Annotated in this window: 13 protein-coding genes; 4 read left to right on the top strand and 9 right to left on the bottom strand. The window is 70.2% G+C overall.

What is annotated here, in order from left to right; genetic code table 11:
* Window positions 1-15 precede the first annotated feature (15 nt).
* Both AB0H93_RS12360 and AB0H93_RS12355 read left to right on the top strand, forming a co-directional pair.
* Complete coding sequence (locus AB0H93_RS12360) at window positions 16-1,197, top strand: aminotransferase class I/II-fold pyridoxal phosphate-dependent enzyme (RefSeq protein ID WP_358571517.1); 1,182 nt, start codon at window positions 16-18, stop codon at window positions 1,195-1,197.
* Between the two features lie 158 nt (window positions 1,198-1,355).
* Window positions 1,356-1,940, top strand: coding sequence for a TetR family transcriptional regulator (locus tag AB0H93_RS12355; RefSeq protein ID WP_358571515.1), 585 nt, complete (start codon window positions 1,356-1,358; stop codon window positions 1,938-1,940).
* A gap of 25 nt (window positions 1,941-1,965) precedes the next feature.
* On the opposite strand, the gene AB0H93_RS12350 is transcribed toward AB0H93_RS12355, so the two are convergent.
* From AB0H93_RS12350 to AB0H93_RS12310, 9 genes are all read right to left on the bottom strand, one after another.
* Entirely contained in the window at window positions 1,966-2,721 is a 756-nt protein-coding gene (locus AB0H93_RS12350; RefSeq protein ID WP_358571513.1) for a succinate dehydrogenase/fumarate reductase iron-sulfur subunit, read from the bottom strand.
* A gap of 15 nt (window positions 2,722-2,736) precedes the next feature.
* Window positions 2,737-4,674, bottom strand: a complete 1,938-nt coding sequence (locus AB0H93_RS12345) for a fumarate reductase/succinate dehydrogenase flavoprotein subunit (protein WP_358571511.1) — start codon at window positions 4,672-4,674, stop codon at window positions 2,737-2,739.
* A gap of 8 nt (window positions 4,675-4,682) precedes the next feature.
* The gene (locus AB0H93_RS12340; protein WP_358571509.1) at window positions 4,683-5,438 is read right to left on the bottom strand and encodes a succinate dehydrogenase cytochrome b subunit; all 756 of its coding nucleotides are present in this window, start codon (window positions 5,436-5,438) and stop codon (window positions 4,683-4,685) included.
* 289 nt (window positions 5,439-5,727) lie between these two features.
* On the bottom strand, window positions 5,728-6,675 hold the full coding sequence (locus AB0H93_RS12335) for a LysR substrate-binding domain-containing protein (protein WP_358571507.1): 948 nt from the start codon (window positions 6,673-6,675) through the stop codon (window positions 5,728-5,730).
* Window positions 6,676-6,856: 181 nt separating this feature from the next.
* On the bottom strand, window positions 6,857-7,663 hold the full coding sequence (locus tag AB0H93_RS12330) for an ABC transporter permease (RefSeq protein WP_358571505.1): 807 nt from the start codon (window positions 7,661-7,663) through the stop codon (window positions 6,857-6,859).
* Between the two features lie 126 nt (window positions 7,664-7,789).
* A complete protein-coding gene (locus tag AB0H93_RS12325) occupies window positions 7,790-8,680 on the bottom strand; it encodes an ABC transporter permease (RefSeq protein WP_358571503.1) in 891 nt (296 codons plus the stop codon).
* A 72-nt stretch (window positions 8,681-8,752) separates the two neighbouring features.
* The gene (locus AB0H93_RS12320) at window positions 8,753-9,958 is read right to left on the bottom strand and encodes an ABC transporter substrate-binding protein (RefSeq protein WP_358571501.1); all 1,206 of its coding nucleotides are present in this window, start codon (window positions 9,956-9,958) and stop codon (window positions 8,753-8,755) included.
* Window positions 9,959-9,984: 26 nt separating this feature from the next.
* Window positions 9,985-11,076, bottom strand: a complete 1,092-nt coding sequence (locus AB0H93_RS12315) for an ABC transporter ATP-binding protein (RefSeq protein ID WP_358571499.1) — start codon at window positions 11,074-11,076, stop codon at window positions 9,985-9,987.
* Window positions 11,077-11,334: 258 nt separating this feature from the next.
* Window positions 11,335-12,753, bottom strand: coding sequence for a gamma-aminobutyraldehyde dehydrogenase (locus AB0H93_RS12310; protein ID WP_358571497.1), 1,419 nt, complete (start codon window positions 12,751-12,753; stop codon window positions 11,335-11,337).
* A gap of 125 nt (window positions 12,754-12,878) precedes the next feature.
* Between AB0H93_RS12310 and AB0H93_RS12305 the strand changes: the two genes are divergently transcribed.
* A complete protein-coding gene (locus AB0H93_RS12305; RefSeq protein ID WP_358571495.1) occupies window positions 12,879-13,622 on the top strand; it encodes an FCD domain-containing protein in 744 nt (247 codons plus the stop codon).
* 141 nt (window positions 13,623-13,763) lie between these two features.
* Window positions 13,764-14,510 carry a cache domain-containing protein gene (locus AB0H93_RS12300; protein ID WP_358571493.1) on the top strand — a complete coding sequence of 249 codons (747 nt, stop codon included), beginning with the start codon at window positions 13,764-13,766 and terminating at the stop codon, window positions 14,508-14,510.
* The last annotated feature ends 1 nt before the right edge of the window (window position 14,511 follow it).

Genomic DNA, 14,511 nt, shown 5'->3' with positions numbered 1-14,511 from the left:
CTCCAGGAGACCCGCATGTCGCTCACCGTCACGACGCAGCTGCCCGAATTCGCGCCCGCCGAAGCCGTCGCCCGGATCGCCGCGGCTTCCCGCCGGAAGCAGCAACCGCAGTCCTCCGGCGACCTCGTGTCGCTCGCGATGGGGGAGCCCGACTTCGACACGCCCGAGCAGGTGACCGAGGCCGCCACCGCATCGCTGCGCGCCGGGCGCACCCACTACTCGCCGCTGCTCGGTGAGGCGGAGCTGCGCGAAGCACTCGCCGGGAAGCTGCACGGGATCGCCGGAACGCCGGTCTCCGCCGCCGACGTCCTGATCACGCACGGCGGAACCGCCGGCCTCGCCGCGTCGATCCTCGGCATCGTCAACCCCGGCGACAAGGTGGTCATCCCGGACCCCACCTATTCCCTCTACGCCGACCTGGTCAGCATGGCCGGCGGCGTCGTCGTGCCCGTCCCGCTGGCGGCGGACCTGCACTGGGACCTCGACCGGCTGGCCGACGCCCTCGCGGGCGCGAAGCTCTTCGTGTTCTGCAACCCGAGCAACCCGACCGGGATCGTGCACAGCCGCGCCGAACTGGACGCGCTCGCCGGCCTGCTCGACGGCACGCCCACGATCGTCATCTCCGACGAGGCGTACGCCGACCTCGACTACACCGGACGGCCCTTCGCCTCGGCGATCTCGGTCGATGGCCTGCGCGACCGCACCATCTACTGCCAGACCTTCTCCAAGAGCTACGCGATGACCGGTTGGCGGGTGGGCTACCTGTGGGGCCCGTCGCCGCTCATCCAGTCCGCCGCGCGCATCCACAACACCTTCAACGGCTCCGTGAACACGTTCATCCAGGACGCCGCGCTCGTCGCGGTGCGGACCGGTGATGCCGACATCGCCAGGATGCGAGCCGCGTACGAGCACCGCGGCGAGATCATGCGCGCGGAACTCGCCGCGATCCCGGGCCTGGCCCTGAGCGCACCGGAGGGCGCGTTCTACCAGTTCCCGCGCTACGACCTCGACATCCCGTCGGCGGAACTCGTCGCGAAGCTCCGCGAGTTCGGCGTCGCGGTGCGTCCGGGCGGCGAGTTCGGCGCGCACGGCGAGAACCACCTGCGCCTGTCGTACGCGGCGAGCGAAGAAGCGATCCGCGCCGGCGTCGCCCGGCTCGGCGAAGGTCTCGCCGCGCTGCGCCGGTCGCACGGCTGATCGGCGACGAGCCGTAAGATCGCCGTGACCAGGGCGATGCGCGAAGGGCGCGCCTCGAGGGACCGCAGTTTCAATTGAAACTGCGGCCTCCGGGAGTCCCGGCGCAGGTTTCGATGCGCGGGCGTCGGAAGGGAACTAGCTGAGGAGCAGGGGGGATCGTGCGCAGTGACACGGAGCGGAATCGACGGCGGCTGATCAAGTCGGCGGCCTTCCTCGTCAGCCGGCGCGGCACCACCGTGAAGATGACCGACGTCGCGGAGCGAGCCGAAGTCGCGGCGGCCACGGCGTACCGCCACTTCGGCTCGGTCGACGAGATCCTCGCGGAGTACCGGTTCGACGTCGGGCTGATGTTGCTCAAGTTCAGCCAGAAGTCCGAGAGCCACGGGGTGGCACTGCTCGCCGACGTCAGCGCCGAGTGGGTGCGCCTCGTGGTCAAGCACGGGCGCGCGATGGTGCACACCCGGTCGGACGAGGGCTATCTGGCCCGGCTTCGTTCCGGTGCGCGCTACCTGACGGTTCAGGAGGAGGCGCTCGCGCGGCCGATCGCCGAAGCGGCGGCGGAGCTGGGCCTGCCGGAACCGGGCGACGAAGGCATCTTCCTCTGGAACATCCTGTTCGACCCGCGCGAGATCTTCGATCTGATGGACACGGTGGGGCTCACCGAGGAACAGGTGAGCCGCCGCCTGGCGGCGGCGTACTGCGGAAGCCTCCGGGGCTGGTCGGCCGACGACGCCCGGGGCTGAAACCCCGGGCGCCGCGCCACACCGGTCAGCTCGCCGCGGTGTCGTGGAGGGATGCCTTCAGGACGTCGCGGTTGAACCGGGCGATCGTTTCGAGGGGGATGCCCACCGGGCACACCACCGTGCACTCTCCGGTGTTGGTGCAGCCGCCGAAACCCAGGTCGTCATGGGTTTCCAGCATGTTCTCCGCGCGGCTGAGGCGTTCCGGCCGGCCTTGCGGGAGGCTGCCGAGGTGGGTCGCCTTCGCCGCCGTGAACAGCATCCCGGAGCCGTTCGGGCAGGCCGCCACGCAGGCGCCGCAGCCGATGCAGGCCGCGGCCTCGAACGCGCGGTCCGCGTCGCGCTTGCGCACCTGGACCGCGTGCGCGTCCGGCGCGCTGCCGGTCGGTGCGCTGATGTAGCCGCCGGACTCGATGATCCGGTCGAACGCGCTCCGGTCCACCACCAGGTCGCGCACGACCGGGAACGGTTTCGCCCGCCACGGCTCGATCGTGATCGGCTTGCCCTCGTCGAAGTGCCGCATGTAGAGCTGGCAGGTGGTGGTCTCCCGCTGCGGCCCGTGCGCGATCCCGTCGATCATCATCCCGCACATGCCGCAGATGCCTTCGCGGCAGTCGTGGTCGAACGCGACCGGCTGCTCGCCGTCGGCGGCGAGCCGCTCGTTGAGCACGTCGAGCATTTCCAGGAAGGACATGTCCGGCAGCACGTCGTCCACGACGTACTCGACGAGCCGCCCGTCCGAGTCCTGGTTGTCCTGGCGCCAGATGCGCAGGGTGAAACGCATGATCGCCTCCGCTGATCACTGGTAGCTTCGCCGGCTCGGCCGGACTTCGTGGAACTGCAGGTGCTCGCGGTGCAGCACGGGGGAGTTGCCGGTGCCGGTGAACTCCCAGGCCGCCACGTAGTCGAAGTTCTCGTCGTCGCGCAGCGCCTCTCCGTCCTCGGTCTGGTGCTCCGCGCGGAAGTGCCCGCCGCAGGATTCCTCGCGGTGCAGCGCGTCGACGCACATCAGCTCGGCGAGTTCGAGGAAGTCGGCCACCCGGCCGGCCCGCTCCAGCGACTGGTTCAGCTCGGCGCCGGTGCCGGGAACTCGGAGGTCGCGCCAGAATTCCCCGCGCAGCGCGGAGATCTGGTCGATCGCCGCGCGGAGCCCGGCCGCGTCGCGCTCCATTCCGCAGTGCTCCCACAGGATGCCGCCGAGTTCGCGGTGGAAGGAGTCGGCGGTGCGACCGCCGCCGACCGAGAGCAGCCGGTCGATGCGCTCGCGGACCTCGCCGGCCACCGCGACGGCGTCCGGGTGGCTGTCCGTCACCGTCTCAGCAGGACAGTCGGCGAGGTAGTCGCCGATCGTGCTCGGGAGCACGAAGTAGCCGTCGGCGAGGCCTTGCATCAGGGCGCTCGCCCCGAGCCTGTTCGCGCCGTGGTCGGAGAAGTTAGCCTCGCCGATCACGAACAGCCCCGGGATCGTGCTGCGCAGGTCGTAGTCGACCCACAGGCCGCCCATCGTGTAGTGCACGGCCGGGTAGATCCGCATCGGCACCCGGTACGGATCCTCGTTGGTGATCCGCTCGTACATCTCGAAGAGGTTGCCGTACTTGGCCTTCACCGCGGCCGCGCCGAGCCGCTCGATCGCGTCGGCGAAGTCGAGGTACACGCCGCGCCCGCCGGGCCCGACCCCGCGACCCTCGTCGCAGACGTTCTTGGCCGCCCGCGAGGCGATGTCCCTCGGCACCAGGTTGCCGAAGCTGGGGTAGATCCGTTCGAGGTAGTAGTCGCGCTCGGCTTCGGGGATCCGCTCCGGCGGGCGGGTGTCGCCGCGCGCCTGCGGCACCCACACCCTGCCGTCGTTGCGCAGCGACTCGCTCATCAGCGTCAGCTTGGACTGGTGTTCCCCGCTGACCGGGATGCACGTGGGATGGATCTGGGTGAAGCACGGGTTGGCGAACAGCGCGCCGCGGCGGTGCGCGCGCCAGATCGCGGTGGCGTTGCAGCCCTTCGCGTTGGTGGACAGGTAGAACGCGTTCCCGTAGCCGCCGGTCGCGAGCACCACCGCATCCGCGAGGTGGGTGGACACCCGGCCGCTGACCAGATCGCGGACCACCACGCCGCGCGCGCGGCCGTCGATCACGACCAGGTCGAGCATCTCGGTCCGCGGGTGCATGGTCACCGTCCCCGCGGAGATCTGGCGGGCGAGTGCCTGGTAAGCGCCGAGCAGCAGCTGCTGCCCGGTCTGGCCGCGCGCGTAGAAGGTGCGGGAAACCTGGGCTCCGCCGAAGGATCTGGTGTCCAGCAGCCCGCCGTACTCGCGCGCGAACGGGACGCCCTGCGCGACGCACTGGTCGATGATCTGGGTGCTGATCTCGGCCAGCCGGTGCACATTGGACTCCCGGGCGCGGAAGTCGCCGCCCTTGATGGTGTCGTGGAAGAGCCGGTACACGCTGTCGCCGTCGCCGGCGTAGTTCTTCGCCGCGTTGATCCCGCCCTGCGCGGCGATGCTGTGCGCCCGGCGGGGGCTGTCCTGGTAGCAGAACGAGGAGACCTGGTAGCCCAGCTCGCCGAGCGTGGCCGCGGCCGAACCGCCGGCGAGCCCGGTGCCCACCACGATCACCGTGCGCTTGCGCTTGTTGTTGGGGCTCAGCAACCGCGCGGAGAACCGGCGCTGCTCCCAGCGGCGAGCGATCGGCCCGTCCGGTGCCTTGCCGTCCGCGATCGGCTCGCCCTCGGTGTACAGCGGCATCGTTGCCCTCATTTCAGAATCCCGGTCACCACGGCGAACGGCACGGAGAGGAACCCGGCGGTGATGGCGATCGCGACCACGAGCGCGGTCAGCTTCGCGGCTCGTTGCCGCGCGGCGGTCATCGCCCCGAGGCTCTGCAGGGCGCTCCACAACCCGTGCCGGATGTGCAGGCCGAGGGAGCAGACCGCCAGCGCGTAGAACAGCGCGATGTACCAGCGCTGGAAGCTGGCCACCACGTTGCGGTAGACCTCGCCGTGCACGCCGTGCGGGTTGACGTGGCCGGTCGTGAGGTCGAGCAGGTGGTAGACGACGAAGAAGGCGAGGATCACGCCGCCCCACCGCATGGTGCGCACCGCGTACCCCGCCTGCACCTTCGGGCGGCGCCGGTAGCCGACCGGCCGGGCCGCCCTCGCCCGGCGCGCCAGCTGGTAGGCGGCGGTCGCGTGCAGCAGCACGGCGGCCAGCAGCACGAGCCGCACGACCCACACGAAGCCCTCGTACCCCAGCAGGCCGTCGAACAGCCTGCGGAGCCACACCGCGTACGCGTCGATGCTGGCCGGGGAGATGAAGACCTTGAGGTTGGACAGCATGTGCGCCACCACGTACAGCAGCAGGATGGCGCCCGACGCCGCCATGGCGATCTTCTTGCCGGCCGTCGACGACCACAGCCTGCCGATCGACGTCCGGCGGCGCCCGCGCCCGGCCGCGGGCCTTCGAGCGCGGGCCGGGAGCGCGGGTTCGACTCGTTCGTCTTGGAGAGTCACGAAAGCAAGCTAGGCGCGGCGCTCCGGCACTGTCCAATATGGTGAGACGCTGGGCTCGATAGCCCGAGGCGATCGCCGCTCGTGAGGGGTCTCGCGGCGCCGCAGGTGTGTCCCAGGTCTCGGCACCGGCTGGTCCGGATGTCACATCGGGCCCGTCGCCATCGTCAGTTCTCCGGGACGCGATGGGAGGGGCGGCCATGGCACTGGGCCACGGGGTCGGCGAGCGGTCGGATCTGCCCGCACCGCTCTGGCTTGCGCTCTACACGGGCGCGGCGGCGGTGCTGGTCGGTCAGCCCGGTGTTCCGCCGATGAACTCGACTCCGCTGGGCAGGTCGCCGGTGGCGGCCGTGCTGCGCAGGAAGTCCAGCAGCGCTGTTTCGAACGCGCGCACCGCGTTCGTCGGCGCCGTGTCGGTCCTGCGCGCGAGGCCGATCGTGCGGCGCAGGCCAGGGCGAGCGAGCCGGGTGCCGCGCAGGCCGGGGCGCCCGGAAAGCACCATCCTCGGCACGATCGCCGCCCCCAGCCCGGCCTCGACGAAGCACAGCACGGCATCCATCTCGCCGCCCTCGACGGCCAGCTTCGGGGTGAAGCCGGCCTCCGCGCACGCGCGCAGGGTCGTCTCCCGCAGGTCGTAGCCCTCGCGGAACAGCACCATCTGCCGGTTGCGCAGCGCCTCGATCGGGATCGGCGCGCTCGGCCGCTTGGTGCCGGTGGCGGCCGTTGCGACGACGAGCTCCTCGGTCAGCAGCGGCGTGATCGACAGCGAGGGCTGGTCGCTGACGCCGCCGGTCGGCAGGACGACGAGGGCGAGGTCCAGCTGACCGTGGAGGAGCGCGCTCGCCAGGTCGCGCGATCCGTTCTCCCGCACGGAAAGCCGCACGCCCGGGCGCTCGCGGTGGAAGGCGCGCAGGGCGTCGGCGAGGACCGTCACGCACAGGCTCGGGGGCGCTCCGAGGCGGACCAGCCCGCCGTGCACGCCGACCACGTCGGCCACTTCGCGCTTGGCGACGTCCGCGTCGGCCAGCATCCGGGTGGCGATCGGCAGCAGCGCCTCCCCGGCGGGCGTGAGGATCACCTCGCCGCGGGCGCGGATGAACAGCTCGGCGCCCAGTTCTGCCTCCAGGGCCCGGATCTGGTTGCTCAGCGAGGACTGCGCCACCTTGACCGCCTCGGCCGCCTTGGTGAAGTGCAAGGCGCGCGCGACGGCGAGGAAGTAGCGAAGCTGTTGCAAGGTCACCTGGCACCACCCGAGTCCACCACCAGCATCCGCTCGGTCGCGGACCTGGCCCGTTGCGTAGAGCATGCCTGACAACGGGCGCGCCTTCCCCGCGGTCCCGCACGCCTGGGCGCGATGTCACAAGTCGTGCGGGACCGCTCGTCATGCCTGGGGAATCTGCTGGGGGTGGACTCGGTGCGGTTCAGAGGCGGCCGCCGGCGTTGGTGTCGCCGGAGAGCCGTTGCGCCAGGTACACCGGGACCGTCGAGAACACGATCAGCACGGCCGCCACGACGTTGACGATCGGGGCCTGGTTGGGGCGGAACAGGTTGTTGAGGATCCAGATCGGCAGCGTTTCCATCCCGGTGCCGAGCGTGAAGGTGGTGACGATGATCTCGTCGAAGGACAGCGCGAACGCCAGCAGTCCGCCCGCCAGCAGCGCGGAGCGCAGCATCGGGAACGTCACCAGGCGGAACGTGGTGGCTCCGCCCGCGCCGAGGTCCATCGACGCCTCCTCCAGGTTGCCGCCCATCCGCCGCAGCCGGGCCACGACGTTGTTGAACACCACCACGATGCTGAACGTCGCGTGCGCGACGATGACCGTGAACAGGCCGAGATCGATGCCCAGGATGGTGCGGAAGGCGTTGTTGAGCGCGATGCCGGTGACGATCCCCGGCAACGCGATCGGCAGGATGATCAGCAACGACACCTGGTCGCGGCCGAAGAACCGGAACCGCTGCAGGGCGAATGCGGCCATCGTGCCGAGGACCAGCGCGATCGCGGTCGAGGCCACGCCGACCAGCGCGCTCGTCGCCAGGGCGTCGAGGGCGCCCTGGTTGCCGAGCGCCCGGTGCCACCACTCCAGGGTGAAGGACGACGGCGGCCAGGCGAACGTGGTGTCGGCGTTGACCGAGTTGAGCAGCACGACCAGCAGCGGGAAGTAGATCACCGCCAGTCCGAGAACGAGCGCGCCCAGCAGCACCAGCCGGGTCGTTCGGGAAGCACTCATCGCAGCGGCTCCTAGAGGGGCTGTTTCGGGAGTGGGCCTAGGTCTGGTCTTCGAAACGGGTTCCCGGGTCCGCAATTTCCATTGAAATCGAACCTCCGATTTCAATGGAAATTGCGGGAGTGGGGTTCAGAGGTTGTCGAGGGCGCCGGTTCGGCGGACTGCCGCCAGGTAGCAGAGCATGATCACGACGGGGACGGTGGCCACCGTCGCGGCGAAGGGCAGGTTGTTGGCGGCGCCGATGTTGTCGTAGACGACGTTGCCAAGCATCTGGTTGGTGCCGCCGACGATCTTGACCGCGATGTAGTCGCCCAGCGACAGCGAGAACGTGAAGATCGAGCCCGCCACGATCGCCGGGAAGACCAGCGGCAGCACCACCGACCGGAAGCTGCGCCACGGCTTGGCCCCCAGATCGCCGGAAGCGTCCACAAGGGAGTCCGGGAGGCGTTCCAGGCCCGCGTAGATCGGCAGGATCATGTACGGCAACCACAGGTAGGACAGCGTGATCACGGTGGCGAGCAGCCCGTAACCGGGGGAGTCCAGGCCCAGCGGGCTCAGCAGCCAGTGCACCACGCCGTTGCCGGAGAGCATGACCCGCCACGCGTAGGCCTTGACCAGGTAGCTGGCCCACAGCGGGGTCATGATCGCGATGACCAGCAGCCGTTGCGCCCTGGGCGACGCGAACTTGGCCATGTAGTAGGCCATCGGGAACGCGATCACCGCGTCCACGACGGTGACCAGCAGGGCGATTCCGACCGTGCGCAGCGTGACGGTCCGGTAGACCTCGTCGGTGAGCAGCGTCGCGAAGTTGTCCAGCGACCACTCGATCACCACCTGGCCGGTGAACGGGTCGGTGCTCCAGAACGCGGTGATGAACAGGGCGGCCAGGGCACCGAGGTAGGCCAGTCCCAGCCACAGCATCGGCGCGGACAGCAGCAGTCCCAGCCGAAGCCGCGGTCTGCGGTACAGCAAGCTCGACGACCGGCGCGGAGCGCGCTCGGCGGAGGCCGTGGTTGTCATCTCTCTCGATCCTCGCTCGTCGGGGGTGAGCGGCCGGTGGACGCCCCTCGCACCCACCGGCCGCGGTTCGCGTCAGCCCTTGATCTCGGTCCAGGCGCGAGTCCACTCGCCGTAGTCCTTGCACTTCACGTCGGTGCGCCCGTCGAGGCACTGCTCGATCGGCGTCGTCCAGTACCAGATCTGCGAGGCGTAACCGGCGTCACCGGCGTGGTAGGTCGTGCAGTGGTTGCGGTCCTCGGTCAACTCGCACGCCTTCGGGTTGGCCGGGGATTCCCCGAAGTACTCGGCGACCTTGGCGTTGGCCTGCGGGCTCACGATGTGGTTCAGCCACTTGTAGGCGCAGGTCTTGTGCTTCGACTTCGACGAGACCATCCAGGTGTCCGACCAGCCGGTGGCGCCTTCGGTGGGCAGCGTGGCGGCGACCGGGGCGCCCTCGGACTGGGTCAGGTTCACCGTGACCTGCCAGGCGGTTCCGACGTGGGCGTCGCCGTTCTTGAGGGCCTGGCTCTCCTTGAGGTAGTCCGACCAGTACTCGCTGACCATCGGCCGCTGCTGCTTGAGCAGGTCGACGGCGGCCTGGAACTGCGCGTCGTCGAGCGCGTAGGGGTTGGTGATGCCCAGTTCGGGCCGGTGCTTCATCAGGTAGAGGGCGGCGTCGGCGATGTAGATCGGCGAGTCGTAGGCGATGACCTTGCCCTTCTGCGGCGAGTTCGGGTCGAACATCACCGACCACGAGTCGGGGGCGGGCTGGACCTTGTCCGTGCGGTAGGTCAGCAGGTTCGCGCCCCAGCCGTGCGGCACGCCGTACGAGGTGCCGTCGACGCTGTTCCACGGCTTGTCCTTCAGGAACGGGAACACGTCGTCGTAGTTGGGGACCAGGGCGGTGTTGACCGGTTCGACGTCGCCCGCCGCCACCAGCCGCAGCGAGGCGTCACCCGATGCGGAGATCACGTCGTACTGGCCGGTCTTCATCAGGTTCACGGCCTCGTCGGAGGTGCCGAACGGCTTGACGTTGACCTGGCAGCCGGTTTCCTGCTCGAACGGCGTCACCCAGTCCACCGCGGGGTCGTTGGACCCGTCCTCGGCGTAGCCGGGCCAGGCGAGGACGTTGAGCTCGCCCTCGGGCTGGCCGAGCGCGTCGAGGGCGGGCAGCGCGGGCGGCTTGAAGCCGTGGCCGCCGGGCGCGGGGTTCGAGGAGCCGGCCGTGCCGCAGGCGGCGACCGCGGTGGTGGCGGCCAGCACGCCCGCGAGCAGGCTCATCTTCTTGCGGTTGCGCATCGGATTTCTCCCGTTCGTCGGAGGGATCAGCGATCGGCTTCGGTGAGTTGGAAGCTGTGCTCGTCGCGCCAGACGAGGCGGACCTTGCTGCCCGCTGGGTGGTCGACGTCGGAGGTGCCGGAGTTGGGGCGCACCACGGAAAGCCGCGCGCCCGCGTCCAGCGACACCTCGTAGCGCACCGACGCCCCGGCGTAGACGGCGTCGGTCACCGTGCCGGCGGCGCTGGTTTCGCCCAGTGCCGCGCCGCGGTCGAGGTCGGCGTCGATGCGGATCTTCTCGGGCCGGATGCTGTAGACGCCCGGCCTGCCGATGACCGCTTCCGCGTTGGAACCGCTGAGCAGGTTCGAGGTGCCGACGAATCCGGCGACGAACGGGCTGGCGGGCTGTTCGTAGACCTCCGCCGGGGTGCCGACCTGCTCGATGCGGCCCTGGTTGAACACCGCGATGCGGTCGCTCATCGTCAGCGCTTCGTCCTGGTCGTGGGTGACGAAGATGAACGTGATGCCCACCTCGCGCTGGATCTGCTTGAGCTCCAGCTGCATCTCCTGCCGGAGCTTGAGGTCCAGCGCGCCCAGCGGTTCGTCCAGCAGCAGCACCTTGGGCCGGTTGACCAGCGCTCGCGCCAGCGCCACGCGTTGGCGCTGGCCGCCGGAGAGCTGCGAGGGCTTGCGGTCGCCGTGCTCGCCCAGCCGCACGCTGCGCAGCGCCTGCAGGGCGCGCTCGCGGCGCTCCGCCTTCGGCACCCGCTTGACCCGCAGCCCGTACTCCACGTTGCCCAGCACGGTCATGTGCGGGAACAGGGCGTAGTCCTGGAAGACCGTGTTGACGTCGCGTTGGAACGGTGCCGCCCGGCTGACGTCCCGGCCGTCGAGTTCCACGGTGCCGCTGGTGGGCAGCTGGAATCCGGCGATCATGCGCAGCACCGTCGTCTTGCCCGATCCCGACGGCCCGAGCATGGAGAAGAACTCCCCGCCGGCGATGTCGAGGTCGACCCCGTCGACGGCGTGCACCTGGCCGAAGGACTTGCGCAGATCGCGCAGCCGCACGGCGGGCTCCGCCCCGCTCGTCGCCGCGGCCGGCGGGCTGCCGACCAGCGGTGAAGTTGAATTCGGCGACATCGTCTGCCTTTCCTGCTCTAGACGCGGTCCTGGAAGTGGCTTTGCCTGTTTTCTTTGAAGCGGCGCAGCCGCTTAGCCCACGCTGGCAACTTGCACCGCCGCGGGTTCTCAGACGTCGTTTGGCGAGGGCATCCCCGATGCCGCGTATTGGTCATACGCAAGTCGGGGATCCCGGAGTCCAGACGGCGACCGCAATTCCCGCAGGGAGGGCCGTCACCCGCACCGCCACGCAAAATGCGTTTGGAAATTCAAGGCTGGTCAGAAAGCGCTCATGACGTGCTTGATGCGCGTGTAGTCCTCCAGGCCGTACAGCGAGAGGTCCTTGCCGTAGCCCGATTTCTTGAAGCCGCCGTGCGGCATCTCGGCCACCAGCGGGATGTGGGTGTTGATCCACACGCAGCCGAAGTCCAGCTCGCGGGACACCCGCATGGCGCGCCCGTGGTCGGCGGTCCACACCGAGGAGGCGAGGGCGTAGTCGACGCCGTTGGCCTTGGCCAGCGCTTCGTCCTCGTCGGCGAAGCGCTGCACGGTGATCACCGGGCCGAAGACCTCGTTCTGCACGATCTCGTCGTCCTGGCGCACATCGGAGATCACGGTCGGCTCGAAGAAGTAGCCCTGGTCGCCGACGCGCTTCCCGCCGCTGCGGACGACGGCGTGATCGGGCAGCCGCTCGATGAACCCGGACACCCGCTGCAGCTGGGTCGCGTTGTTCAGCGGGCCGTAGGCCGCATCGTCGTCGTCGGGCTTGCCGGTCCGGGTCGCGCCGGCCTGCTCGACCAGCGCGGCGACGAACTCGTCGTGCACCGATTCGTGCACCAGCACCCTGGTGGCGGCGGTGCAGTCCTGCCCGGCGTTGAAGAACCCGGCGGCGGCGATGCCTTCCGCGGCGGCGGCGATGTCGGCGTCGGCGAAGACCAGCACCGGCGCCTTGCCGCCGAGTTCCAGGTGCACGCGCTTGAGGTCGGCGGCCGCGGCCCCGGCGACCTCGATGCCGGCGCGCACCGAGCCGGTGATCGAGGCCATCGCCGGGATCGGGTGCGTCACGAGCTCGCGGCCGGTGTCGCGGTCGCCGCAGAGCACGTTGAACACGCCCGGCGGCAGGAATTCGGCGCAGATCTCGGCCAGCAGCAGCGTCGACGCCGGGGTGGTGTCGGCGGGTTTGAGGACCACGGTGTTGCCGGCGGCCAGCGCGGGCGCGATCTTCCAGATCGCCATCAGCAGCGGGTAGTTCCACGGCGTCACCTGCGCGCACACGCCGACGGGTTCGCGGCGCACGTAGGAGGTGTGCCCGGCCAGGTACTCGCCCGCGGCCTTGCCCTCCAGCACCCGGGCCGCGCCGGCGAAGAAGCGCACCTGGTCGAGGACCATCGGGATTTCCTCGGCGTGGGTGAGCGCGAGCGGCTTGCCGGTGTCGGCGGATTCGACGCGCACGATCTCGTCGGCGCGGGCCTCGATCGCGTCGGCGATGCGGGTCAGCGCGAGCTGGCGTTCGGCGGGGGTGGTGTCGCGCCACTTCCGGAACGCCGCCGACGCGGTCCGCATCGCGTGGTCCACGTCCTGGGCGTCGGCGACGGGCGCGGTGCAGTAGGGCCGGCCGGTGACCGGATCGATGATCTCGGCCACCCGGTCCGCGCGGGATTCGGTGTACTCGCCGCCCACGAAGTGCTTGAGCTCCACTGGATAGCTCCTAGTCAGAGGGGCAGGGGGTCTCGGTGGGACGAAAACATATAAGACCATATGTAATAGAACAAGAGTTTCCGGCAAGATTGGTCCCGTAGGACCGAGAGGAGCCGGGGAAGCGCATGGGCGAACGGGTGCCGCATCGCGCGCGATCAGCGATGTTCGCGCCGCTGGACCAGACCGGCCGCGTGGAGGCGGTGACCAGGCGGCTGGTCGACGCCATCACGCTGGGTCTGCTCGCCGACGAGGAGCAGCTGCCGAGCGAAGCCGAGCTGGCCGGCCAGCTCGGGGTCTCGACGGTCACCATCCGCGAAGCGCTCATGGCCCTGCGGCAGCAGGGGCTGGTGGAGACCCGGCGCGGGCGCAGCGGCGGCAGCTTCGTGCGGGCCCCGCGCGACCACGGCGGCGAGTTCTGGCGCGAGCGGCTGCGCGAGGTGAGCCTCGGCGAGCTGCGCGACCTCGGCGACCACTACGCGGCCATCGCCGGGGCGGCCGCCCGCCTCGCAGCCGAGCGCAGCTCGCCGGAGGACCTCGAACGGCTTGAGCAGGCCGCCGACGACGTGCGCGGGACCAGCGGGAACGGCACTGCACGCGCGGAGCGGCAGTTCCACCTCGAAGTCGCCGCCGCGGCCCAGTCGAGCAGGCTGACCCAGCAAGAGGTCCAGCTGCAGGGCGAGCTCGGCGCCGTGCTGTGGCTGTCGGCCGGATGCCGCGGGGGAGCCGACCGCTCCCACCCCGAGCACCGCGCGATCGCGGAGGCGATAGCGCGCGCCGATGGCCCACTGGCCAGAACGCTCACGGAGAAGCACATCCTCGCGGCCGTGGATCGAGCGGCCGAAGTCCACCTGGAGCTGACCCGGCAGTAGTGCATTCCGGGCACCCGGCACATGTGCCGCGAAACGGCCTGGCGCAATGGGCGCACCGGCGGGCGGCATGCCGCTACGCTGACCCAACCCCAACATCGGCAGCCGGCGACGCAATCGGCACGTGCATGAGGTGGTCGCATCGTGAAGGACACGCGCACACTGGTCGGCGACGAGGTCATCGACCACGTTTCGACGCTGGTGGAGGACGTCTTCGCGCGCTTGGCAACGATCCGCAGCGGTGCCGAAACCCTGCTCGCCGAGGATTCGTTGCGGGCCCGCGACCTGGCCCGGCTGCGGCCGGAGGTGGTCGGCGCCCTCGGCGAGCTGGTGACCGGAGCGGGTTTCATCACGGCGCCGAACCTGCTGGTCGACCAGGAACTGGGCTTCCAGTGGTGGACCCTGACGCCGGGTGAGGAGCCCGCGCAGCTCCTCATCAGCCTGGACCCGGCCAGCGAGCACTTCCTGGACTACACGCGGCAGCCCTGGTTCACCATCCCGCGCGACACCGCGCAGCGTCACATCACCGGCCCCTACGTCGATTACCTGTGCAGCGACGAGTACGCGCTGACCTTCACCGTGCCGCTGAACGTCCGGCAGGGCTTCGCCGGAGTCGTCGGCGCGGACGTGTTCGTGAAGGACTTCGAGCGCGCGGTGTTCCCGCACCTGCGCGACCTCCGCGGCCGAGCCGCGCTGGTCAACTCCCAGGGAAGGTTCATCGTCTCCAACAACGTCGGGCAGGCGACGGGCGCGCTGGCCCGCGAACTGGACGTGCCGGCGTGGTGGAACGCGGGCGCGATCCCGCGCGCCGAGAACGGCGTGGTGCTCAGGCGCTGCGGCGAAACGCCGATCGCCCTCGTGGTCGACCGAACCGGAACCGCTGCGTCCTGAC

The organism is Saccharopolyspora sp. NPDC050642 (assembly GCF_040654735.1).
Lineage (GTDB): Bacteria > Actinomycetota > Actinomycetes > Mycobacteriales > Pseudonocardiaceae > Saccharopolyspora > Saccharopolyspora elongata.
The sequence above is the reverse complement of the archived record's forward strand: the minus strand, read 5'-3'. Positions and strand labels throughout refer to the sequence as shown.

Coding starts and splice junctions, on each gene's coding strand:
- AB0H93_RS12330 (WP_358571505.1), bottom strand. CDS start 7,663: ATGAGTGCTTCCCGAACGACCCGGCTGGTGCTGCTGGGCGCGCTCGTT.
- AB0H93_RS12315 (WP_358571499.1), bottom strand. CDS start 11,076: ATGTCGCCGAATTCAACTTCACCGCTGGTCGGCAGCCCGCCGGCCGCG.
- AB0H93_RS12360 (WP_358571517.1), top strand. CDS start 16: ATGTCGCTCACCGTCACGACGCAGCTGCCCGAATTCGCGCCCGCCGAA.
- AB0H93_RS12350 (WP_358571513.1), bottom strand. CDS start 2,721: ATGCGTTTCACCCTGCGCATCTGGCGCCAGGACAACCAGGACTCGGAC.
- AB0H93_RS12320 (WP_358571501.1), bottom strand. CDS start 9,958: ATGCGCAACCGCAAGAAGATGAGCCTGCTCGCGGGCGTGCTGGCCGCC.
- AB0H93_RS12345 (WP_358571511.1), bottom strand. CDS start 4,674: ATGCCGCTGTACACCGAGGGCGAGCCGATCGCGGACGGCAAGGCACCG.
- AB0H93_RS12325 (WP_358571503.1), bottom strand. CDS start 8,680: ATGACAACCACGGCCTCCGCCGAGCGCGCTCCGCGCCGGTCGTCGAGC.
- AB0H93_RS12305 (WP_358571495.1), top strand. CDS start 12,879: ATGGGCGAACGGGTGCCGCATCGCGCGCGATCAGCGATGTTCGCGCCG.